Raw genomic sequence first — 23,213 nt, forward strand, 5'->3', positions numbered from 1 at the left:
TAACCAAAAAAATCTAGGCTTACGAAACTTTATTTAAATTTATCGTTTACCACCTAAATTTTAGGAACTCGCTACATTTGATTCTGTATGTAGATAAATTCGTTTTGCTCACACAACCTAAAATTTGACGGTTGTTTCACTTCAAATTTCACAATAAATTTTCGGTAGGCCGTTTTAAACAAACCTCAATTATTTAATTTTTAGCAAATATAGGCAAGCTTTAAAAAGTACTAATTAACCAGAAAGTATAACCTTTTTAAGCCCTTGTTCACGGTTTTTGCCTTATACCAAATACATAAAAAGGCGTTTTATTGTTTTATTGGAAACGGTGTAGTGTAGAGAAACAAAAAGATCTAAGCCAGGCTTAATAAATGCTTTGCTGCGGCAAAGGCAGTGGTTTTATTATTTTCAATAAGCTGTAATTGTTCTTTTAAGGCTGTCTTTATTTCAGGAGCATCATAAAACCTGCTTTTGAGGTAATCATTGATAGTTTGGTATAACCAGAATTTATTTTGTTCCAGTCTATTATGCTGAAAATGACCATTTTCATCAACCTTAGATTTAAAATCGTTGATCATTTTCCAGATGTCTGATACTCCTTCGTTATAAAGCGCACTACATAATTTCACTTCCGGTTTCCACTCGCTTTCTTTGGCTGGATAAAGCTGAAGCGCCCTGTTAAATTCAAGCTTGGCTTCCCGGGCTGGGTTTTGATTTTCCCCATCGGCTTTATTGATCACAATAGCATCTGCCATCTCCACAATTCCGCGTTTTATTCCCTGCAATTCATCACCGGCTCCGGCAAGTTTTAATAAGAGAAAGAAATCTGTCATGCTATGTACGGTGGTTTCACTTTGCCCAACACCAACGGTTTCAATTAGGATTACATCAAATCCGGCAGCTTCGCAGAGAATAATACTTTCCCTGGTTTTTCGGGCCACACCTCCAAGCGAATCGCCGCTGGGAGAAGGTCTTATAAAAGCTTCTTCTTTGGTTACAAGATTCTCCATCCTGGTTTTGTCTCCAAGAATACTTCCGTGAGATACAGAACTGCTAGGATCTACAGCAAGAACTGCAACTTTCTTTCCCTGGTCTATAAGATAAGAACCAAAACTTTCAATAAAGGTGCTTTTCCCTACACCGGGTACGCCTGTAATTCCTATTCTAATTGATTTTTGAGCATGTGGCAATGCACCTTCAATAAGAAATTCAGCTTGTTTTTGATGGGTTTTCTGATTACTCTCGATAAGAGTGATCCCTCTTCCCAAGGCCGTTTTATTTCCTTTTAGCAAATCTTGAAGGAGATCTTCTTCAGAAAATTTATTCTTTCTAAAATTTCTAATCTTTTTAGCAGATTCGGCGCTAACATTGCCAGAAGCAGGTTTACTTCCAGACTCGCTTAAGGCTGATTTTTGCTGTTCTTTACTCAAAATAGGGCTGAATTTTTATGACAAATTTATGAATTCGTGTTTCAGGCATCATCAAATGCTTGGTATATTGAAGCAAACTAAATTACTTAAATTATTTTACGCAATGAAGAATTTATATAAAACTAAAGTAACTACACATGGAGGCCGTAACGGTCACACGCGTAGTGAAGACGGTATTCTAGATATGGAACTCAAAAAACCAGAAGGTCTTGGAGGTCCGGGTGGAGATTATTCTAACCCCGAGCAATTATTTGCTGCTGGATATTCGGCATGTTATGGAAGTGCTTTAGAAGTGGTCGCTGAAAAACACAAAGTAGATCTTGGCGATTATAGTGTAACCGCTACTGTTAAACTTGGAAAAACCGATTCGGGAAACCTTCAGCTTTCAGCAACTCTGGATTCTTATATTCCGGGAGTTGATGTTGAAACCGGTGAAAAGCTGGTAAACGAAGCACACGAGATTTGCCCTTATTCAAGAGCAACTAGGGATAATATAGATGTGACTCTTAACCTGCTTCTAGACGAATAAAAAAGTTTGAAATTATTGAATATAAGAGGTGCCCGCGGGTGCCTCTTTTTGTTTTAAAGGAGTACTTACGCTGGTATTATCCCAGGCTAAAACCAGATTCACAAATTCACCATTCTGTTCAAAAAGAATAGTAAATTGTTCCAACCTGGTATCAATTTCTTCTACTGGCCTTTCTAGAACCAGAGTATCAAATTTAGGATCTCTATATGCCTCTTTATCCAGGTTTATTCCCCATGGATACATTTTAGAATTGAAAATGACTTTCCATGAGTTTTCCATAGGGATAGTCCATAAAGAATATTTTCCTGCATTCAGAATACTTCCGTCTACTAGAATATCCTTATTTGTTTCAAAAGTGGTAGCTTCATTTGCTCCTGTTCTCCAGACTTTATTATAGGGAACAAGTTTTCCGAAGATCGCTCTATCCTTTTTATAAGGTCTGTTATAAAATACTTCTAACTTGAGCCCATCCTGTTCATAGGTCACTGTATCTTCAGGACTGTGTGCTTTTGTAGTATATCGAATAATAAAAAATATTATCAACGAAAGAAAAACTATCGCACCGCCAATCTTTAGTATAAGGCCAGTATTTCTACTCATGGGTTTTTAAAATAAGCTTTTCAAAAGTTTATCAATAACTAGTTAGTATGCTAATTATTGCTATTAAATGTATGAATATCAAATGAATTTGAAATTTTTTTCGGAATTTTTGCAACACGTGACTTTTAGTCTCGTCTTTAAAATGAACTAACCTATTAAAAACCAATTAAATTGATACAGCATAAGTTAATAGATGCGTGTAAGCAGAATAGCCGCAGGGCTCAGTTGCAGCTGTACAACAAGTATTGTGACGGGATGTATTATGTGGCATTACGATTTATGAGAGATACGATGGAGGCTGAAGATGCCATGCAGGAAGCTTTTATAAAAGCTTTTGAAAAATTACATCAGTTTAACGGAGAGGTCACTTTTGGAGCCTGGCTTAAACGAATCGTTATTAATAAATGTCTGGACAAGCTGAAGGCAAAAAAGCTGGAACTCGTCGCCATTAACGAGCAAATGTTGGGAACAGTTGAAGATGAAGAAAACTGGCAGATTGAAGATGGAGTGAGCGTAGAGGAGGTAAAGAAGAAAATAGAAAATCTCCCTGAAAAATATAAATATCCTTTAATGCTATATCTGGTAGAAGGTTATGATCATGAAGAAATTAGTGAAATTTTGAATATCACCCAGGTAGCTTCCAGAACACTGGTGCATAGAGGAAAAAAGAAATTACAGGACGAACTTAAAACATTGAGCAATGGGACAGGATATTAGAGAGATGTTTCGAAACGAGGAGCAGTTGGAGAATGAAAAGCTTAGAAAAGGCCATCAAAACAGGTTTGAGGCCAGGCTTGAAAAAGAGCTTCCGGTTAAGAAAAAGAATAGTTACAGACATTTCTTTCAGATTGCAGCCATGTTGGTGGTAGCTTTAGGGATAGGTGCTTTTTTCTTTTTCAATAATGGAAAGGATCCTATACAGAATGATAATCAGATTGTCGAAACTCCGGCTGAAGAGCCTGTAAATGATGAAAAAGTTGAAAACACCAACTACAGGTTAAGTGATGTTTCTCCTGAATTTAAAAAGATAGAAGATTATTATATGGCGAGTGTACATATTCAGCTGGCCAAACTGGATATGACTCCGGATAACAAAGAACTTATAGATGCATTTATGAAGAAGCTGGAAACCCTGAGTGAAGAATATATAGCATTAAATGCTGAAATTCAGGAAACCGGTTTAAATGAGGAAACCGTTGAGGCGATGATCGCGAACTTACAGCTAAGACTGGATCTCCTTAAAAAATTAAAAACAAAGTTGAACGAAATCAAACAATCAAAAGACAACAGATATGAGAACTATCAAGCTTAAATACGTGATACTGTCACTGCTTTTTATCACTGTGGGAAGTTTTGCTCAAACAAAAAAACTGAGCAAAAACTATAAGACTTCTCAAGATGTTAATGTAGAACTTGACTCCCGTCACACCAATATCATCATCGAAAACTGGGACAGGAACGAGGTGCAAATTGAAGCCTATCTTGAAGGAGATACCGGTGACAGGGAAATGACTGAAAAATTGCTGAATTCCTGGAAACTGGAAACTTCTGACTCTAATGGAAGAGTGAAGATCAAATCTGGCGGCGGTTCCAATTGGACTATGGATATGGGAGAGATAGATTTAGCGATGTCTCATTTACAACCCGCATTAGAAGAATTACCGGATATGCTTGGTCCTTTAATGGAAAATCTGGTGGGTCCTATCCTGACTAATATTGCTGAAAATCCGCTTCCCCCCGGATTTGCTGAAGATATGAAAGGAATGAAATTCGATTATGACGCTTACAAAAAGGATGGTGATAAATACCTGGAGAAATGGGAAGCAGATTTCGAGAAGAAATTCGGGAAGGAATATGAAGTCAAAATGGAAAAGTGGGCTAAAGAGGTGGAAAAGAATTCTGAAAAATGGGAAAAGGAGTATGAAGTTAAAATGGAAGCCTGGGGCAAGGATTTTGAAAAAGATATGGAAGCCTGGGGTGAAGACTTCGGAAAGAAGATGGAAGCCTGGGGAGAACAATTCGGGAAACAATTTGAAGCCCAGATGGAAAATGGAGGAAATCGGGTCTTTATCATGGAAGATGGAAAAGGAGTGAAATCCAAAAGGACCATTAAACTTAAAATTCCAAAGGATGCGAAACTGGAACTTAACGTTCGTCACGGAGAACTGAAACTTGGAAGTACTATAAAAAACCTGAAGGCCGATCTGTCACACAGTCGGCTTTCAGCTAATCGAATTTCAGGAAAGAATACCAATGTGAAAGCATCGTACACCCCGGTAAAGGTCGCCTACTGGGACTACGGGGTACTTTCTACCGAATTTGTAAAGAATTGCAGCATAGACAAGGCCGTGAGCATCAAGTTAAATTCCAATTCCAGTGATGTGGTGATCAATGAACTTCAGAAAACCGGGGTTTTAACCGGTTCTTTTGGGAAATTGGATATTAATAAGCTGGGTTCTGAATTTGAAACCTTAAATATCAGCCTGGAAAATAGCGATCTTGAATTGAATATTCCAGATGCAGCCTTTAATTTTTCTTTCAACGGGATGCAAAGTTCTATTAAACATCCTTCAGGCTTAAAGTTGAAATCAACAAAATCTTATGATAATGAGATCTTAAACGGTTTTAATAAATCAAGAGATGGGAATTCCAACATTACGATTAAAGCAAATTTTAGCGATGTATTGATAAATTAAAACCTAGCCATTACATTTGGCTTCCCAAAGCCGAATGATATGCAAAGTTTTTCTGATTTTTTAAATGAATTGACCTCTGGTTTTACTCCGGTTATAGGAGGGGAGTATAAACAAGAGGATTTCGCATATATAGATCTTTCTGAAAATAATCGGGATCTTCTAAAATTAGAGGTGGCTTCTTCGGAAGCATTTTCCATTTTTATTTCTGAATTCCTTAAGAACCGGGATAAGAAAGCCGCTTATGGCGGTTATAATGAACTAAGAACTTTATATAACCGAAGTCAGCTTTTCAATAATACCGAAGCCAACCGCAATATCCATATTGGTCTTGACGTCTGGGTCCCAGCTTTTTCTGATATTGTGAGTCCGTTAGATGGGAAAATCCATAGTTTTAAAGACAATGATAATTTTGGAGATTATGGCCCGACTATTATTCTGGAGCATGTGATAGATCAAAGAAAATTCTATACACTTTACGGTCATCTTTCCCGAAAATCACTGGATAATCTACAAGTAGGGGCAGAGATAAAGGCCGGAGACAAGATCGCTGAATTAGGTGATTTTGATGAAAATGGGGATTATGCACCACATTTACATTTTCAGATAATGGAAAATATGCAGGACAAAATTGGTGATTACCCGGGGGTAGTTAAAAAAGAGGATCTGGACATGTTTCTAAAAAACTGCCCGGACCCTAGTTTGTTGTTGAAAATATAGGAGCTTCTATGAGATTTCTCCCTTTGGTCGAAATGACCTTTTAATTCTGAATTTAATTTGTGCGTCATTTCGATACGCAGCGTAGCGAAGTGAGAAATCTCAACAGTATGGTATTTAGTCGAAGGTTTTCGAATTTAAACTTTTGGAATTAGATTTCTCCCTATGATCGAAATGACCTTTTTGATTCTCAATTTTATTTGTGCGTCATTTCGATACGCAGCGTAGCGAAGTGAGAAATCTCTTTCATAAAATATCATTCTCTAAAAACTGCCAATTGGAGTTGAATTCTTGAATTAGTTTGTTCTTTTTCTCCCTTCTCCACTTTTTAATAACTTTTTCTCGAAGTATCGCGTCATTCGGATCATTATACTTTTCGAAATAGACCAAATGATAACAATTGTATTTGCCAGCGAATGATTCTTTCTTCATTTTACTATCCTGGTAATGCTGGTTTAATCTTATTCCAAGATCATTGGTTACTCCAACATAGAGAACGGTCTTCTTGTGATTTGTAGTTATATAAACAAAATACTCTTTCATTACAGATTTCTCCCTATGGTCGAAATGACCTTTTAATTCTGAATTTAATTTGTGCGTCATTTCGATACGTAGCGTAGCGAAGTGAGAAATCTCTTCCGGAAACTTATAAAGATTTTCTAGAACTCACTATGAGAATCTACTTCATCTTCACAAAAAACGCCACAATAGCAGAAGTAACTACCCCAACCACCAGTGCAAAGAAGAACGACTGAATAATATAAGAAGTAAGGTTGAAATATTCTTCGGCAGCAGCTTTGGTCATGGCACCGCTTTCTACTGAATATGCAATGATGTTATCAAAATAATCCGGAGTAATAAACTCATGTGTGATGTACTGGGCTAATGGAGAGAATATTGCTACAACGATGCTTATTACTATTCCTGAAATAAATCCCTGGCTCCACGTCATTTTACCCTGATAGAAATTTTTTCGTTTATCAAGTAAGGCAACTACATACAGAGCGATGGCTACAATAGCAAAGAGGTTGGTATAGATCGCATGTTGCGCGATATTTTCATCATGCCATCCCAGGCCTTTTTCCAGGAACATCCAAACTAAGGAAATTATTGTAAAGAGAATTCCCCACTTAATTTCGATTGAGAATTTTTTCATTGTTTTGATTGATTGGTTAGCAATATTAAAATTAGTGAAATTCCTTTATTAATTTCTTCAAACAAAAAAAGCTGTCTAAATTAACTTTTAGACAGCCTTGTGATGAAATGTGATAAAACCTAAGCGTTTTTATTCAGTTTTTTAGTAGCAAAGAAGCCAGCAAATAATCCAATTCCTGCTAATAAGAAAATAGTTCCGGGGTAGGCGACATCTTCATCAATTCCCATGTTAATAGTTAGCATGTTCGCGATAAAAATACCGATTCCAATTCCTGCAAGCAGTAGGGCAAGATTCAAAACAATCACTTTCCATACGGGCGTAACATGTTTCTTTTTGCTATAAAAAATGCTTGCATCTGCGCCTTTATCAATAAGAGCTAGGCGTTCCCGGTTTCTGGCGGAAATGTATAAATAAAATATACCGAAAACTGTTCCGAAGATAACAGGTAAAACAATGACTTCTGATCCCATGATTTTTGATTTTTAATGTGAAAATAATGTTCGTTTGCTATTATGACGCTGGGAAATCCAAACCGGTTACAAAAAAATGTAAATTTATTTCAGAAACTTTTTGTAACCGATCCCTAAAAGTGGTCGTCTTAAGTAATAATGATCAAAAACACCGACCAGTATTTAATTGAAAAGGTCCTTAATGGCGATACCAATGCCTTTGGGGAGTTGGTAGATCGTTATCAAAATTTTGTCTTTACGATTGCGATTAGAATTTTAAAGGTTACTGAAGAAGCGGAAGAAGTTGCCCAGGATAGTTTTATTAAAGCTTATGATTCGTTATCCAGTTTTCGTGGAGATTCGAAATTCTCCACCTGGTTATACAGGATCGTTTATCACAAGAGCCTGGATAGAATTAAGATGAATAAAAGACATAGGACTTATGAAATTAACGAAGAGGTTACTGAGGATACTCTAAATCATATTGAAAACGGACTGGAATTCATGTTAAGTGCCGAAAGAACCCAGATTATTAAAAACTGTATTTCTCAATTACCAGAAACCGAAGCGGCGATTATAAGTTTATATTATTTAGAAGAACAATCGGTAAAAGAGATCGTTAAAGTGACAGATCTTACAGAAGACAATATTAAAATTAAATTGTATCGTAGCCGGAAAAAATTATTTTCATTGTTAGAAGGATACATTAAACCAGAAATATCTAATAGAAATGGAAAAGCAATTTGACAGAGAAGACGAGCTGATGAAGAAGTTGCTGAACGAAGCAGTAACTGATAAGCCTTCAGCAGGTTTTAAGAGTAGAATTATGAAAACGGTGGAGGCAAGGAATGCTGAGATCAAACCTTACGAGCCACTAATTTCAAAAACAGGATGGACGAGTATTACGGCTATATTTCTCCTTTCTATGATCGGGCTATCTTATTTGTACGCTGACATATCACTTTTTAATGATCTCAGCTTTGAGTTTCCTCACTTAGTAAATATGCCTGAAATCAATCTTTCAAGAAGTATGCAGTATGCCATTGCGTTTGTAGCGCTGTTCTTCTTGCAGGTTCCTTTTCTGAAAAGGTTTTTGGATAAGGAGTATTAGTTGTAGATTTTAAAATAGCGTCACCCTGAACTTGTTTCAGGGTCTGCTTTCAAGAGATGCTGAAACAAGTTCAACATGACAAAGGGGAATTTTTTTGGCGACCGTCGTCACCCTGAGATCTGTGTTAAAAAATTATCTAGCGTAGAGAATTGACGTATTTTTTAAGATGCTTGTTCATTTTTTCCATTGATGAAAAAACGAACCAAAAAAATCTAGGCTTACGAAAGTTTATCTAAATTTATTGTTTAGCACCTAAATTTTAGGAACTCGCTATAAAGATTCATCTTTACTGAAGAATTTATTTCGCTCAAACAGCCTAAAATTTCACAGTGCTTTTCACTTCAAATTCTACGATAAATTTTCGATAGGTCATAAAAAGAGACTGTTGAAATTAAATATTTCGCTTCATAATTACCAAATTTAAAAAATATGAGAATGGTAATTTATTTCAGGGTCTCCGGTAAAGATGCTGAAACGAGTTCAGCATGACAGGTTACTAGAGAAATAAATTGACTAAATAAAAAAGATCCTGAAGCGATTCACTTCAGGATTTTTAATTTTATCTACCGACTACCGACTACCGACTACCGACTACCGACTACCGACTACCGACTACCGACTACCGACTACCGTTTACCGTCTACCGTCGAATGTCTATTCCTCAACTAGCACCCAATCTCCTTTGTCCAGAAGCGGAATTGCCTGTTTGAATTTCATTGTTTTACTCTCACCACTCATCACATTTTTCACAGTGACTTTATCATTTCTTCCGATTTTTGGTCGATCTCTAACGATAGTTTCGGTAACTTCAGGTTGTTGACGCTGAGTATTTCCAGCAGCCCTGCTTTGTGCAGCTCTTTCATCCATATTCGGAATTTCTTCCTTCCTGGTTTCTACCTTTTCTTTTGACTTCGTCTGGCGTGCTTCATGTATGCTTGGAGCGCCAGTCGATGGAATTTCTCCTTTGAAAAGGAAAGACATCACATCTCTATTCACATTTTCAAGCATTACTTTAAAAAGTTCAAAAGCCTCAAATTTATAGATCAATAATGGATCTTTTTGCTCATGCACCGCCAGCTGAACACTTTGCTTTAACTCATCCATTTTTCTCAGGTGAGTTTTCCAGGCGTCATCAATAATGGCCAGGGTAATATTCTTTTCGAAATCTTTGATTAGTTGTTTACCTTCAGTTTCATAAGCTTTTTCAAGATTGGTAACTACACTAAGCGTTTTGGTTCCATCTGTAAATGGCACTGAAATTCTTTCGAAATTATTTCTTTCATCCTCATGAACCTGCTTGATTACAGGGAAAGCACGTTCAGCATTATGAGACATCTTTTCATCATAGTGCTTGTAAGCCGACTTATATACTTCACCGGCTAGCTTCTGAGCATTCATTTTCTTGAACTCTTCTTCTGAAACCGGAGAACTCATAGAGAAATTCCTGATCAGTTCAAATTCAAAATTCTTGAAATCTTCCGCCGCTTTATTAGTTTCAGTAATAGATTCTGAAATATCAAAGATCATATTCGCAAGATCCACTCTAAGTCTTTCTCCGAATAAGGCATGGTAACGACGCTTGTAAATCACTTCCCTTTGCGCATTCATTACATCATCATACTCCAGCAATCTTTTACGAACCCCAAAGTTATTTTCCTCTACTTTTTTCTGGGCTCTCTCGATTGATTTTGAAATCATAGAATGCTGAATCACTTCACCTTCTTCAAGACCCATACGGTCCATAAGCTTGGCGATCCTTTCAGAGCCGAATAAACGCATCAGGTTATCTTCCAGGGAAACATAGAACTGCGAGCTTCCCGGATCACCCTGCCGACCGGCACGACCTCTTAACTGACGGTCTACACGTCTGGAATCATGACGCTCGGTACCTACAATGGCCAAACCACCAGCTTCCTTCACTTCTTTACTTAACTTAATATCGGTACCACGACCTGCCATGTTGGTAGCAATGGTTACAATTCCTGAGTTACCCGCTTCAGCAACAATATCTGCCTCCTGTTTGTGACGTTTCGCGTTCAAAACATTGTGAGGGACATTTCTAAGCTTCAGCATCCGGCTTAAAAGCTCAGAAATCTCAACAGAAGTTGTACCAATAAGCACCGGTCTTCCTGCATTGGAAAGATCGGTCACATGATCTATTACAGCGTTATACTTTTCTCTTTTGGTCTTATAAACCAAATCTTCTTTGTCATTTCTTGCGATTGGCCTATTGGTAGGAATTTCAACCACATCCAGCTTATAGATCTCCCATAATTCACCTGCTTCAGTTACCGCTGTACCCGTCATACCAGACAGTTTGCCGTACATTCTAAAGTAATTCTGAAGGGTTACGGTTGCGAAGGTTTGGGTAGCATCCTCGATCTTTACATTTTCCTTCGCCTCGATTGCCTGGTGTAAACCGTCACTGTAACGACGACCTTCCATGATACGACCTGTCTGCTCATCAACAATTTTTACTTTATTATCGATCACTACATATTCCGTATCCTTTTCGAAGAGGGTATAAGATTTTAATAACTGGCGAAGCGTATGAATACGCTCACTCTTAACACTATAATCCCTGAAAAGCTCTTCTTTTTTCTCTGCTTCTTCTTCTGCAGGAAAACCTTCTTTTTCGATCTTGGCGATCTCCATACCAATTTCCGGCATCACGAAGAAATCCGGTTCATCTTTACCGGAAAGAAACTCAATTCCCTTATCGGTAAGATCTATCTGGTTGCTTTTTTCTTCAATAGTAAAGTATAATTCAGCATCAACCTTAGGCATTTCACGGTTGTTATCCTGCATGTAATGATTCTCAGTCTTCTGCAGTAACTGTTTAATACCTTCTTCACTAAGGAACTTAATTAATGCTTTATTTTTAGGCAAACCACGGTAGACTCTCAGTAATTGAAATCCACCTTCTTTGGTATCACCTTCTTTTATAAGTTTTTTGGCTTCGGAAAGTACCTTTACCAAATGTTTACGCTGAACTTCTACAATATTGGCAATTGCAGGTTTCAGCTCCATAAATTCGTGGGTATCTCCTTTTGGAACAGGTCCGGAAATAATCAATGGAGTACGGGCATCATCTACTAATACCGAATCCACCTCATCCACGATTGCATAATTATGGGGTCTTTGCACAAGATCATCCGGAGCGTGAGACATATTATCCCTCAAATAGTCAAAACCAAATTCATTATTGGTTCCGTAGGTGATATCAGCATTATAGGCTTTTCTACGTGCTGCGGAATTGGGACGGTGATAATCCACACAATCTACACTCATTCCATGAAACTGGAAAATAGGAGCCATCCATGCACTATCTCGTTTAGCCAGGTAATCATTAACCGTTACCAGGTGAACACCATTTCCAGTAAGCGCATTTAAATACATTGGAAGGGTTGCCACAAGGGTTTTACCTTCACCGGTTTGCATCTCAGCGATCTTACCCTGGTGCATGGCCACACCACCAATAAGCTGGACATCATAATGTACCATATCCCAGGTTACCGGTTTACCGGCAGCATCCCAGGAGTTGCTCCAAATGGCATGGTCGTCTTCTAAAGTAACATAGTCTTTCTCTGCAGAGATCTCTCTATCAAAGGAAGAAGCTTTTACTTTTAGTTGAGTGTTATTTACAAAACGTTTCGCGGTTTCCTTTACGGTCGCGAAAGCTTCTGGCAAGATATCGTTAAGAACAGCCTCAGAAATTTCATAAGACTTCTCTTTTAGTGCATCAACTTCAGCATAGATATCTTCCTTTCGGGTGATATCGTCAATTTCATCTGCTTCCTTATTTAAGGCAACAATCTTATCTTCAACTTCTTTAGTCGCTTCAGCGATCTTCGCTTTGAATTCGGAAGTCTTAGCTCTGAGTTCATCAAGGCTGAGAGCCTCAAATTCAGACTCAAGAGCCTTTATTTTGTTAACTATGGGTTGTATTTCTTTTACGTCTTTTTTCGACTTATCGCCTACGAACGCTTTTAATACAGAATCTAAAAAACTCATATTGGTTTTTTTATTTTTTCAATTATAGTCTTAATAATGATATGCAGATATATTTGTTGTTTTTAACCAAATCCACCCTTCGACAGGCTCAGGATGTCAGATATCTTTTAAAACTTAAATATTATAATTAAAGTTCCAAATCATATTTATTAAGGGGTTCAAATTTAAGCAAAAAAAAAGCCTCATGAATGAGACTTTTCCCTAATTTTTGCGTGTTGTCAATTTAATATTCATCCTCATTCCAAAGGTAATCTTCATCGGTTGGATAATCCGGCCAGATCTCCTCAATAGAATCATAAGAGTCTCCCTCATCCTCAATAGCCTGCAAATTTTCAACTACCTCTAATGGAGCTCCGGTTCTAATTGCGTAGTCTATTAACTCATCTTTTGTTGCCGGCCATGGGGCATCACTTAAATAGGATGCTAATTCTAAAGTCCAATACATTGATTAATCGGGTTTTAAATTTTGGCAAAAATAATTTTTTTGCCTTAATAGCCAAGAAAAAAATCTATTATTTATACAATAATGATAAGAACATAATGATTTCCACTAATATTTGCAATATTCGCAAAGGATTTTTGTGAAATTAGAAGTAATTAGGATTTCTTAGGAATCCATTGAATTTCTTCAGCTTGCAATTGTTTAGACAACTTCCGTGCCAGCACAAAAAGGTAGTCTGAAAGTCGGTTTAAGTAGATAAGAACTTTTTCGTCAAAGGTTTCAATGTCATATAAAGCACTGGAAAGTCTTTCAGCACGACGGCACACACAGCGTGCTATGTGACAGAATGACACGCTTTGGTGACCACCAGGGAGAATGAAGTGCGTCATTTCCGGTAGTTCTTCATTCATTTTATCAATCCCTTTTTCCAGTTTTTCAATATCCTCGTCTGAAACTTTAGGGATATTCAAACGTTCTTTTCCATTTTTCAAGGTAGCTTTTTCAGGATCGGTAGCTAGAATAGCACCAATGGTGAATAGTCTATCCTGAATTTCAGTAAGAAATTCTTTAGTTTGTTTATCTGTATCCTGATCTCTTAGAAGACCAATATGTGAATTTAGCTCATCTACGGTTCCGTAGCTTTCTATTCTTATATGATGTTTAGGGACGCGTGTACCTCCGAATAACGAAGTTGTTCCTTTGTCACCTGTTTTCGTGTATATTTTCATGTGTGTGTTTCCTTTTCAGATTCCTATAATATGGATGTTACCAAATGTAACGAAGATTCAGCAAATAGCCATTGGTGGATTGTTTGAAAATAATGATGAGATTTCTCCTTTTGCTGTATTACGCATTGAAATGACAGTGAGAGGTGTTCGTTGTGGTTTACCTTTTGAGATGCTGAAATATCCCGATAGCCATCGGGACAGCATGACGATTAATAATGAACGTGACCCTGAAACCTATGATTAAAAGTTTTATCTAACGTAGGAATTGACGTTTTTTCTAGATACTTGTTCATTTTTTCCATTGATGAAAAAACGAACCAAAAAAATCTAGGCTTACGAAACTTTATCTAAATTTATCGTTCAGCACCTAAATTTAAGAAACTCGCCATTGTGGATTCAATTTTGCAGAAGAATTTGATTAGCTCAAACAGTCTTAAATTTCACGTTGCTATCACTTCAAATTTTACAGTAAACTTTCGATAGGCCATAAAAAGGGACTATTGAATTTAAATATTTCGCCTTTATAATTACCATTTTTAATTTATTTCAGGGTCTTTACTTTTCGTACTTGAGTCATTTCGACCAAAGGGAGAAATCTATTTCAAGTAAGTAAAAATAGTGAGATTTCTCACTTCGCTACGCTACGTATCGAAATGACAGGTAAAAGGGGGATTTTGTGTCCTGGATTGTAGGAGTATGTTTGGAAATAATGATGAGGTTTTTCATTTCGCTGTGCTGCGTGTCGAAATGACTTGAAACTAAAGAGGATCTTCAAATTTAGAAGATTTAAGGCGCTTCGATCCTTCGTCAGGCTCAGGGTTCAGCGGGGCAGGTTATTGGCTATCGCTCTCCTGCTTTCTTTCTAAATACCTTCTCCTAAAGTTTCTATTTTTTCGCTCTTTTTTAATCTTTTTACTACGGCGTGAATTCCAAAGAAAGTAAGCTAAAAAAACGGCTATAATACTAAGATAAATCCAGGTTTCCTGGTCTAAATCAATCATTGTGAATGTCTTAATAAATACAAGGTAAGAAAGATTTTTTTGAAGTTCAAAAGAAGTTTGGGGATTGGCAGTTAATAGTCGGGAATTAGATATTTAAAGTGAAATTTCAAACTTATCGTTACTGCGTTCGCAGGGTAGTGGAGTATGATAGTTTCTCGAAGTTCTAATCTTGAGGTTGCTGCGCTTTGTTCCACTTTGCTCACAAAGAGGAATAAATAAGGATTATTATAAAGTTTTTATTGACTGGCCTTCGACTGCGCTCAGTCTGACAGTATTTATAGGTATATTAATAAATATTCCAAATTAAATATGGAAACCCGAATGTTATTTCAATTTTGCTCACTGCTCACTGCTCACTGCTCACTGCTCACTGCTCACTGAGTACTGAGTACTGTTTTTCTTTCGTCACTTTCCACCATTCCATCTTTAAGCCGTATGATCCTGTGCGCATGTTCCGCAATCTCCTCTTCGTGGGTTACCAGGATCACCGTATTTCCGTCTGCATGAATTTGATCAAAAAGCTTCATGATCTCCACAGAAGTTTTAGAATCAAGGTTTCCGGTTGGCTCATCTGCAAGAATGATAGAGGGTTTATTAACCAAAGCCCTTCCAACAGCTACACGCTGTCTTTGACCACCAGAAAGCTGATTAGGTTTGTGATCCATTCTATCTCCAAGGCCTACACTTCTTAATACATCTTCAGCCCTTTCAACTCGTTCAGATTTTGAAGCTCCGGCATAGATCATAGGTAAGGCTACATTATCCAGAGCAGTAGTTCTGGGAAGCAGGTTAAAAGTTTGAAAAACAAAGCCGATCTCTTTATTTCTAATTTCGGCAAGTTCATCGTCACTCATCTGGCTGGCATCTTTTCCGTTCAATATATAGGAACCGGAAGTTGGAGTGTCTAAACAACCTAAAAGATTCATCAAAGTAGACTTTCCAGATCCTGAAGGTCCCATAATGGCCACATATTCTCCGCGATCTATGTCCAGGTCTATCCCTTTTAAAACTTTAACTACTTCCTGTCCCAGAGGGAAATCCCTCGTGATCGTACGAATTTCTATTACTTTGCTCATTCAGACTTATTTTTCAATGGTAAGACGTGAAATTAGGATTTTTGTTACAAAAATTTGGTAATTGAGTGGTTCAGTTCATTTTTTCCATTGATGGAAATTACATTCCTCTCCCTTCGGTCGTCGGACGTAATCAAAATCTAGGCTTACCCTTCGACTGCGCTCAGGGCAGGCTATATTTTATCTAAATTTATCGTTTAGCACTTAAATTTCAGGAACTCGCTTTGCTCAAACAGCCTGAAATTTTACGGAGCATTCACTTCAAATTCTATGCTAAATTTTCGAATGCCACCAATTATCGGCATTAAATGGAATTCAAAGTTTAATACTTGAAATAATAAACTCTATTATCAGTTCTTTTATACTCTGATTGCAAAATCCTGCTTTACCTGTTGCTTCCTGAAAAACACCAATCCCCATTGAAAGGTGTCTATACTTACGGTCACTTCTGGATGAGCTTTAATTTCTTCCCAGGCTTCTTCCATTTCCTGGGACCAGTGGATATCATCAAAAATAAAGACTGAATTATTGTGAGTGGTTGGAAGTAAATTTTCGAAATAATCTAGAGTAGCTGCTTTTTGATGATTTCCGTCAAAATAAATAAGATCGAATTTTCTGGCAGTTTGGAATTCGGAGTTCGGAGCTAGAAGTTGTCTGTTTTCTGTTTTCTGTTGTCTGTTGTTGAGATCGGAGTTTAGCTGGGAAAGGGCGTTTTCAAATTGAGCATTTATCAGCTGTATATTATTTAGCTGATATTTTGCAAATTGTTCTTTAGCGACCTTTGCAGTTTCCTTACAACCTTCGATGCTAATCAGCTTTGTTTTTTTGTTCGCAGCTATTGCGGAAGAGGCGATTCCCAGGGAAGTACCTAATTCTAACGCACTGCTTATGCCTAAATAATTAGTGATACGATAAAGTAGTTTTGCCCGATGTAACGTAATCCCCGCATTTTTGGCCACCGAAAATACCGGTCTCTGGTTCGATTTGAATACCCGGCTTCCAGCACCAAAATCGGTTACTTCAATTATATTTTTATTCCTTAAAAGGTCACTGCGAAAGTTTTTGATGAGCTGATATTCTTTGTGATCTTTCTTATCATAAAAGCAGTTAGTCACCAAGTCATACACGAAAGGGGAGTGGAGCCCATGTTCGTTTTGACTTTTGAGTAAGAATTTTAAATAGGAGGTTATTTGAAAGTACATTTTATTCTAAAATAAGATGCTGAAACTAGTTCAGCATTACGAAATCTTAAGAAAATAGGCTGTGATTTGAATTATTGGTTTGTATTTCTGAAGAATTCATACTTTGTCTGCGCTTAGATTGATACTAGTTTTAATTTATCAGCCTTCGACAGGCTCAGTCTGACAGATAGTCCCAATATTTTTTTGATCTTGAGTAGTATGCGAATAATTTTTTCAAACTTATTTCACTCTTCACTCTTCACTCTTCACTCTTCACTCTTCACTCTTCACTCTTCACTCTTCACTTTTCACTTTTCACTTTTCACTCACAACTACGACTCTAACTTTTCAAGAAGCTCAAACCATCTTTCCGTTTTAGTTTCGATATTGTTTTCAATTTCCTTAAGTTTCATGGAATTTTCAGCAATTTCATCAGCTTCTAATTCTTTTAAAAATTTCTGCTGCACTTCTTCTTTCTTTTTTTCCAGCTTAGCGATTTCCTTTTCCAGTTTACTAAATTCCTTTTTTTCGTTATAACTTAAAGAAGGACCGGAACTATCAGCTTTGTATTCCTTTTTTTCTTTCTTGGAATTGGAATCGTTTAAAGCAGTTTTTTCTGCTTTTGGCTTAGAAGCTTCGTATTCCCTGTAATCGGTATAATTTCCTGGAAAATCGGTGATTTCTCCTTTTCCTTCAAAAATAAATAGGTGATCGGTGATCTTATCCATAAAATAACGGTCGTGAGAAACCACAATGATACAGCCTGGAAAATCCATCAGAAAGTTTTCCAGAACATTAAGCGTTAATACATCAAGATCGTTTGTGGGTTCATCCAGAATTAGAAAATTGGGATTCTGAATAAGAACAGTACAGAGGTAAAGTCGTTTTTTCTCACCACCGCTCAGTTTTTCCACAAAGTCATATTGTTTTTTTCTGCTGAAAAGAAATCGTTCCAGGAGTTGTTCAGCCGAAATTTGCCGTCCTTTTTTAAGCGGAATATAATCACCAAATTCTTTAATGACTTCCACTACTTTTTGTCCAGGCTTTATTTTTATACCTTTTTGAGTATAGTAGCCAAATTTGACAGTTTCGCCTATTACTATTTTCCCGGTATCCGATTTCATATTCCCGGTAAGCATATTCAGAAAGGTAGACTTTCCGGTTCCGTTCTTTCCGATGATCCCCAGCCGTTCGCCCTTCTGAAAAGTATAGCTGAAATGATTTATCAACTCCTTTCCACCTAATTCTTTTGAAATATTATGAACTTCTACGATTTTACTTCCCAGCCGCTCCATATTAAGTTCCAGCTGAACTTTATGATCCTGTCGTCTCTGACTCGCCCTGTGTTTTATCTCATGAAAATCCTCGATTCGGGATTTGGATTTTGTGGTACGAGCCTTGGGCTGACGGCGCATCCAATCCAGTTCTTTCTTATATAACTGCTGAGCTTTATCGGTATTGGTCGCTTCGAGCTGATGTCTTTCTTCTTTTTTATCGAGGTAGTAGGAATAGTTACCCTTATAAGTATAAAGTTTTCCATCTTCCAGTTCTATAATCTCATTACAAACGCGTTCCAGGAAATACCGGTCGTGAGTAACCATAAAAATGGTGAAATCCTGTTTTTTGAAATAGTCTTCCAGCCATTCTATCATATCCAGGTCAAGATGGTTGGTAGGCTCATCCAGAATAATAAAATCTGGTTTCTTTAATAACATTCTGGCTAAGGCAAGACGTTTTTTCTGACCTCCGGAAAGGTTCTTTACTACGGCCTGCAAATCTTCCAGATTCAGTTTAAAGAGAATTTGTTTGAATTCTGTTTCGAAATCCCAGGCATTATTAACTTCCATCGCATCCATAGCTTTTTGAAGGGCATCGCCATCTTCAGGATTCAAAAGCGCTTTCTCATATTGCTCAACTACCTTAAGAGTAGGGTTCTCACTGGTAAAAATGCTTTGCTCTATAGTTAGTTCAGGATCCAGATCTGGCTCCTGCGACAGAAAAGCAACTCGAATATCGTTACGATAGATCACCTGACCTTCATCGGGAGAATCGGTGCCGGCGAGAATATTTAAGAGGCTGGTTTTCCCGGTACCGTTCTTGGCTACGAATCCAACTTTTTGATCTTTATTGATTCCGAAGCTTATATTTTCAAAAAGTCCGCGTTCGCCGTAAGATTTGGCTATATTTTCTACTGAAAGGTAATTCATGTTTGTGGTCTCGGTTGTATATTTTCCGTTCTGGGTTCAAAAGTACGAACTTGAAATTACCAATTGATAATTGAAAATAGATAATTGAAAATCGTTGTTTCTTTTTTGCCATACTGAGCCTGTCGAAGTATGAGCAATAGACAATGATCAATTAACAGTTGTAGGTAATGTGTTCTCAGTTGTTTGTTATGAGTTCTGATTCTCTCTGTGGAGTCTATGTATGAATGTTAGTTGTAACTCTGAGTAAAACGAAGAGTCTCTTAAGGGGTTAGGTTCATTTTGATTTTATGTTTTCTGTTTGAGCCGGTTCGGGTATTATTAGAGATTTCTCACTTCGCTATGCTCTTTCGAAATGACAATAACAAAATTGAATTACAAAATAGAATTTACGAAATTTTCATAAACTTTACAGACAACAGACAACAGACAACAGACAACAGACAACAGACAACAGACAACAGACAACAACCAACAACCCACAAAATACTACCCACCTTCAATCCCAACCCGACCCCTCCAAACTTAATTCCATCCTAAAGTTTTGATATTTGCCCGTAAAAACTATATTTGTTAAAACAATGTGAAGCCCTCTATGCGATTTAAATCCTTTTTGTTTTTATTCGCTGCAATATTAGCCTTAACCTCATGTGTATCTACAAAGCAGATGTCCTATCTTCAGGAATATGAAGAAGAGGTAGATAGCATCATCCAGGTTCAGCGTTTGCGCAAACCCTACCGTATACAAACAGGTGATCTTTTAAGCATAAGAGTTAAAGCTCTCGATCAAGAGTTAGTAGGTATGTTTAATCCGGTGGGAGAAACAAACCCTAATGCCACAACAGAGGAAGCGGTTTATTTTGATGGATTTACCGTAGATGATCATGGAAATATTCGTGTGCCTACTATGGGAGAGATTAATGTATTAGGCTTTACCGAAAAAGAGGTGCGTGAAAAAATAGAAGAAAAATTACTCGAAGAATATTTCAGGGAAGAGGCCAATATATTTGTGACTGTAAAACTTGCCGGAATACGTTATACGACTCTAGGAGAAATAGGTCAGGGTAGCCAGGTCATTTATAAAGAACAGGTGACGATTATGGAAGCCATCGCAAATGCCGGAGGAATTACGGAATATGGAGATCGAGAACAGGTGCAAATAATCAGACAATATCCACAAGGAGAAGAAGTGCATACTATTGATGTTACCAATATCAATGCTTTAAGCAGTCCTTATTATTATATTCAGCCCAATGATATGATCGTGGTAAATCCTTTACCGCAAAAAGCTCTAGGAGTAGGCACCACCGGTTTGGGTGTCTTCACTACCGTTTTTTCAGTAATCTCAGTAATCACTTCTGTAATTCTTTTAGCTACGAGATAATGGCACATGAAGATGATCACATATCAGATGTAGGTTCCACCTTTGATTTTAAGGGTTTTATACTGAAAGTTATAAGTTATTGGAAGCTAATTCTGCTTTCTGTTGGAATCAGTTTAGCGGTAGCGTATTATAATAATGTACGTAAACTCCCTGTTTATCAACTAGGTAATACCATCTCCATTAAAGATGATCAGAATCCATTTTTCACTTCTAATACCAGCTTAACCTTTAACTGGGGGGGGACTTCAGATAAAGTGAATACCGCGATGACCATTTTGAGGTCGAGATCGCATAATGAAGCTGTGGTCCAAGAATTACAATTCTATATAAACTATTTAGAAGATGGGGAATATCAGCGGGTAGATGCTTATGGTAAAACGCCTTTTAGGATTATTGCTGACAGTGCTTCTTTTCAGGCGAATAATGTGACCCTGCAAATAAAAATGATAGATGAGCTCAGATTTAATTTGAAAACTCAAATTCCTGCTAATTTATCAAGAACAAATTACCTAACCCAGGAAACTGACAACAGAACTGTAGAGGCCAGGGAGTTTGACAGAAACTTTAAAATAGGGGAATATTTAAGTCTGCCATTTTTTACCGGATATTTAGAAAGGACTGCTAATTCATTACAGCCCGGAAAAGTGTATTATATAAGTTTTTTAAATTTTGATGGAGCAGTAGGGAGGTATCGCGGGGTTAATATCCAGCCTCAGTCTAATGGATCTTCAGTATTAAATTTGAGTCAGGTTGGGCTAAACAAGTCCAGGTTGGTAGATTACCTAAATGGTTCAGTCGCCGTATTGAGTAAAAATATGCTGGAGCGTAAGAATCTATTTGCTACCAAAACAATTCGCTTTATAGATAGTAGTCTGGCGGTGCAGGCGGAGCAATTGAAAGAGGTTCAGGATGAGCTTAATAATTTTCGAAATAGCAATACGATATTAGATATATCTGCGGAAAGTTCAGAGTTGACAGGGAAATTGTCCAACCTCGATGCCCGTAAGGAAACTATTAGAAGGCAATTGGCTTATTATGATAATTTAGAAGAATATCTTCAAACAAGAGAAGATTATTCCAATGTTCCAGCTCCTTCAGTAGCTGGAATTTCAGAAGGAAGCATAGCCTCTGGTGTATCTAAAATCATTCAACTTGCAGAAGAGCGCAGTAATTATCAATATACCCTAAAAGAAAACTCTCCGGTATTCGATGATATAGATCGTCAAATTAATTCGATAAAATCTATCCTTTTAGAGAATATTAGTTCTTCTAAAGGTCTTATAAGGTCAGAATTACGAGATGTGAATTCCCAGATCTCCAGATTTGAAGAAGAGGTACGAAAACTACCCCAAGAAGAACAGGATTTGCTCAAAATTCAAAGAAAATACGCCATTAATGAGCGCACCTATAATATGTTTCTTGAAAAACGCAGCGAAGCTGGCCTGATAAAAGCAGCGAATGTAAGCGATGTTTTAGTGATTGATAAAGCTAAGGATACCGGAGGCGGAAGAATTGGGCCTGATACTCAACTTAATTATGTTATGGCGGTGATGGTGGGAGGCTTGATACCACTTACTTTTGTTTTTCTTTTAGTATTTCTCAATACCAATGTGCATAATGCCCAGGAAATAACACGATTATCGCCAATTCCTATTTTAGGACTTATTGGAAAAAACAAAACGGATGGTAATCTGGCTGTTTTTACTTCTCCAAAGTCGTCTATTGCTGAAAGTTTTCGAGGATTACGCTCCAGCCTGCAATTTATGTACAAAAGGCAGGGGGTTACAGGCTCCAAAACAGTTATGATCACTTCTTCTGTATCAGGTGAGGGTAAAACTTTTTGTGCCATGAACCTGGCCACGGTTTTCGCGCTTAGTGAAAAGAAAACTGTGCTGGTAGGAGTAGATCTTAGAAAACCGAAAATTTTTGACGATTTTGAGTTAAACAATGATTTAGGGATAGTAAATTATCTGATAGATCAGGCTACACCCGAAGAAATAATTCAACAGAGCAAAATCCCTTATTTAGATGTGATTACTTCAGGCCCGGTTCCTCCCAATCCATCTGAATTGTTACTTACAAAGAAGATGGATGATTTGATCCTGGACTTAAAAAAAGAATATGATTATATAATTTTAGATACCCCGCCCATCGGGATGGTCGCAGATGCTTTAAACCTTGTAAAACATGCCGATGCAACACTATATATGATTAGACAGGATTACACGAAAAGAGGAATGTTAGAGACTATCAATCAGAAATATGCCAAAGGTGAAATTAAAAATATCAGCTTTGTATTAAACCACTTTGTACACAGTGCTAAATATGGTTATGGTTATGGTTATGGCTATGGCTACGGTTATGGTTATGGATACAATAAATACGCAAAAGGATATTATGGAGCGGCACCTAGTAGAATATCTCAAATTAGAGCTTCCTGGAAAAAGTTTATGAGGAATTTTGAATGATTCTAGTGGAGAGTGAAGAGTGAAGAGTGAGGG

General features: G+C 37.3%; 21 protein-coding genes. 10 read left to right on the plus strand and 11 right to left on the minus strand.

Features of this window, described 5'->3' with window-relative positions; all coding sequences use genetic code 11:
* Nucleotides 1–353: 353 nt before the first annotated feature.
* Nucleotides 354–1,430 carry a methylmalonyl Co-A mutase-associated GTPase MeaB gene (gene meaB, locus GFO_RS02455; RefSeq protein WP_011708438.1) on the minus strand — a complete coding sequence of 359 codons (1,077 nt, stop codon included), beginning with the start codon at nucleotides 1,428–1,430 and terminating at the stop codon, nucleotides 354–356.
* Between the two features lie 103 nt (nucleotides 1,431–1,533).
* Between meaB and GFO_RS02460 the strand changes: the two genes are divergently transcribed.
* Nucleotides 1,534–1,959 (plus strand): organic hydroperoxide resistance protein, encoded by a 426-nt coding sequence (locus GFO_RS02460; protein WP_041249979.1) that lies wholly within the window; start codon nucleotides 1,534–1,536, stop codon nucleotides 1,957–1,959.
* Between the two features lie 12 nt (nucleotides 1,960–1,971).
* Here GFO_RS02460 and GFO_RS02465 read toward each other — a convergent pair whose 3' ends face one another.
* Entirely contained in the window at nucleotides 1,972–2,559 is a 588-nt protein-coding gene (locus tag GFO_RS02465; RefSeq protein WP_011708440.1) for a DUF2911 domain-containing protein, read from the minus strand.
* A 171-nt stretch (nucleotides 2,560–2,730) separates the two neighbouring features.
* Between GFO_RS02465 and GFO_RS02470 the strand changes: the two genes are divergently transcribed.
* Genes GFO_RS02470 through GFO_RS02485 form a run of 4 tightly spaced genes read left to right on the plus strand, consistent with a single transcriptional unit; the run spans nucleotide 2,731 to nucleotide 5,972 of the window.
* On the plus strand, nucleotides 2,731–3,276 hold the full coding sequence (locus tag GFO_RS02470; RefSeq protein WP_011708441.1) for an RNA polymerase sigma factor: 546 nt from the start codon (nucleotides 2,731–2,733) through the stop codon (nucleotides 3,274–3,276).
* Nucleotides 3,260–3,871 carry a hypothetical protein gene (locus tag GFO_RS02475; RefSeq protein ID WP_011708442.1) on the plus strand — a complete coding sequence of 204 codons (612 nt, stop codon included), beginning with the start codon at nucleotides 3,260–3,262 and terminating at the stop codon, nucleotides 3,869–3,871. The genes GFO_RS02470 and GFO_RS02475 overlap by 17 nt, the downstream gene beginning before the upstream one ends.
* The gene (locus tag GFO_RS02480; RefSeq protein ID WP_011708443.1) at nucleotides 3,852–5,255 is read left to right on the plus strand and encodes a hypothetical protein; all 1,404 of its coding nucleotides are present in this window, start codon (nucleotides 3,852–3,854) and stop codon (nucleotides 5,253–5,255) included. Before GFO_RS02475 ends, GFO_RS02480 begins: the two co-directional genes overlap by 20 nt.
* 39 nt (nucleotides 5,256–5,294) lie before the next feature.
* Nucleotides 5,295–5,972, plus strand: coding sequence for a peptidoglycan DD-metalloendopeptidase family protein (locus GFO_RS02485; protein ID WP_011708444.1), 678 nt, complete (start codon nucleotides 5,295–5,297; stop codon nucleotides 5,970–5,972).
* A 243-nt stretch (nucleotides 5,973–6,215) separates the two neighbouring features.
* Here GFO_RS02485 and GFO_RS02490 read toward each other — a convergent pair whose 3' ends face one another.
* The 3 genes from GFO_RS02490 to GFO_RS02500 form a co-directional block, all read right to left on the minus strand.
* Nucleotides 6,216–6,572, minus strand: a complete 357-nt coding sequence (locus GFO_RS02490; RefSeq protein ID WP_011708445.1) for a GIY-YIG nuclease family protein — start codon at nucleotides 6,570–6,572, stop codon at nucleotides 6,216–6,218.
* 76 nt (nucleotides 6,573–6,648) lie between these two features.
* A complete protein-coding gene (locus GFO_RS02495) occupies nucleotides 6,649–7,125 on the minus strand; it encodes a DUF4199 domain-containing protein (protein ID WP_011708446.1) in 477 nt (158 codons plus the stop codon).
* 119 nt (nucleotides 7,126–7,244) lie between these two features.
* Nucleotides 7,245–7,595 carry a DUF6249 domain-containing protein gene (locus GFO_RS02500; RefSeq protein WP_011708447.1) on the minus strand — a complete coding sequence of 117 codons (351 nt, stop codon included), beginning with the start codon at nucleotides 7,593–7,595 and terminating at the stop codon, nucleotides 7,245–7,247.
* Between the two features lie 138 nt (nucleotides 7,596–7,733).
* Between GFO_RS02500 and GFO_RS02505 the strand changes: the two genes are divergently transcribed.
* Entirely contained in the window at nucleotides 7,734–8,321 is a 588-nt protein-coding gene (locus GFO_RS02505; RefSeq protein WP_011708449.1) for an RNA polymerase sigma factor, read from the plus strand.
* Complete coding sequence (locus tag GFO_RS02510) at nucleotides 8,305–8,685, plus strand: hypothetical protein (protein ID WP_011708450.1); 381 nt, start codon at nucleotides 8,305–8,307, stop codon at nucleotides 8,683–8,685. Before GFO_RS02505 ends, GFO_RS02510 begins: the two co-directional genes overlap by 17 nt.
* 654 nt (nucleotides 8,686–9,339) lie before the next feature.
* Here the strand turns inward: GFO_RS02510 and secA are convergent.
* The 3 genes from secA to GFO_RS02525 all read right to left on the minus strand — a co-directional run bounded on the left by secA (nucleotide 9,340) and on the right by GFO_RS02525 (nucleotide 13,869).
* Entirely contained in the window at nucleotides 9,340–12,699 is a 3,360-nt protein-coding gene (gene secA / locus GFO_RS02515) for a preprotein translocase subunit SecA (RefSeq protein WP_011708451.1), read from the minus strand.
* Between the two features lie 223 nt (nucleotides 12,700–12,922).
* The gene (locus GFO_RS02520; protein ID WP_008272287.1) at nucleotides 12,923–13,144 is read right to left on the minus strand and encodes a DUF2795 domain-containing protein; all 222 of its coding nucleotides are present in this window, start codon (nucleotides 13,142–13,144) and stop codon (nucleotides 12,923–12,925) included.
* Between the two features lie 152 nt (nucleotides 13,145–13,296).
* On the minus strand, nucleotides 13,297–13,869 hold the full coding sequence (locus GFO_RS02525) for a cob(I)yrinic acid a,c-diamide adenosyltransferase (RefSeq protein ID WP_011708453.1): 573 nt from the start codon (nucleotides 13,867–13,869) through the stop codon (nucleotides 13,297–13,299).
* Here GFO_RS02525 and GFO_RS02530 point away from each other — a divergent pair.
* Complete coding sequence (locus GFO_RS02530) at nucleotides 13,868–14,113, plus strand: hypothetical protein (protein WP_041249981.1); 246 nt, start codon at nucleotides 13,868–13,870, stop codon at nucleotides 14,111–14,113. The two genes, GFO_RS02525 and GFO_RS02530, sit on opposite strands and share 2 nt — an antisense overlap.
* Before the next feature lie 1,131 nt (nucleotides 14,114–15,244).
* On the opposite strand, the gene GFO_RS02535 is transcribed toward GFO_RS02530, so the two are convergent.
* From GFO_RS02535 to GFO_RS02545, 3 genes are all read right to left on the minus strand, one after another.
* Nucleotides 15,245–15,946 carry an ABC transporter ATP-binding protein gene (locus GFO_RS02535; protein ID WP_011708456.1) on the minus strand — a complete coding sequence of 234 codons (702 nt, stop codon included), beginning with the start codon at nucleotides 15,944–15,946 and terminating at the stop codon, nucleotides 15,245–15,247.
* 356 nt (nucleotides 15,947–16,302) lie between these two features.
* Nucleotides 16,303–17,145 (minus strand): O-methyltransferase, encoded by an 843-nt coding sequence (locus GFO_RS02540; protein WP_011708457.1) that lies wholly within the window; start codon nucleotides 17,143–17,145, stop codon nucleotides 16,303–16,305.
* Between the two features lie 311 nt (nucleotides 17,146–17,456).
* Nucleotides 17,457–19,331 carry an ABC-F family ATP-binding cassette domain-containing protein gene (locus tag GFO_RS02545; RefSeq protein ID WP_011708458.1) on the minus strand — a complete coding sequence of 625 codons (1,875 nt, stop codon included), beginning with the start codon at nucleotides 19,329–19,331 and terminating at the stop codon, nucleotides 17,457–17,459.
* 592 nt (nucleotides 19,332–19,923) lie between these two features.
* On the opposite strand from GFO_RS02545, the gene GFO_RS02550 reads away from it, so the two are divergent.
* Together GFO_RS02550 and GFO_RS02555 are read left to right on the plus strand one after the other, a co-directional pair.
* Nucleotides 19,924–20,712, plus strand: coding sequence for a polysaccharide biosynthesis/export family protein (locus GFO_RS02550; RefSeq protein WP_011708459.1), 789 nt, complete (start codon nucleotides 19,924–19,926; stop codon nucleotides 20,710–20,712).
* Nucleotides 20,712–23,180, plus strand: a complete 2,469-nt coding sequence (locus GFO_RS02555; protein ID WP_011708460.1) for a polysaccharide biosynthesis tyrosine autokinase — start codon at nucleotides 20,712–20,714, stop codon at nucleotides 23,178–23,180. Before GFO_RS02550 ends, GFO_RS02555 begins: the two co-directional genes overlap by 1 nt.
* Nucleotides 23,181–23,213: the final 33 nt, after the last annotated feature.

Origin of the sequence: Christiangramia forsetii KT0803, assembly GCF_000060345.1 — a bacterium.
Taxonomy (GTDB): Bacteria; Bacteroidota; Bacteroidia; order Flavobacteriales; family Flavobacteriaceae; genus Christiangramia; species Christiangramia forsetii.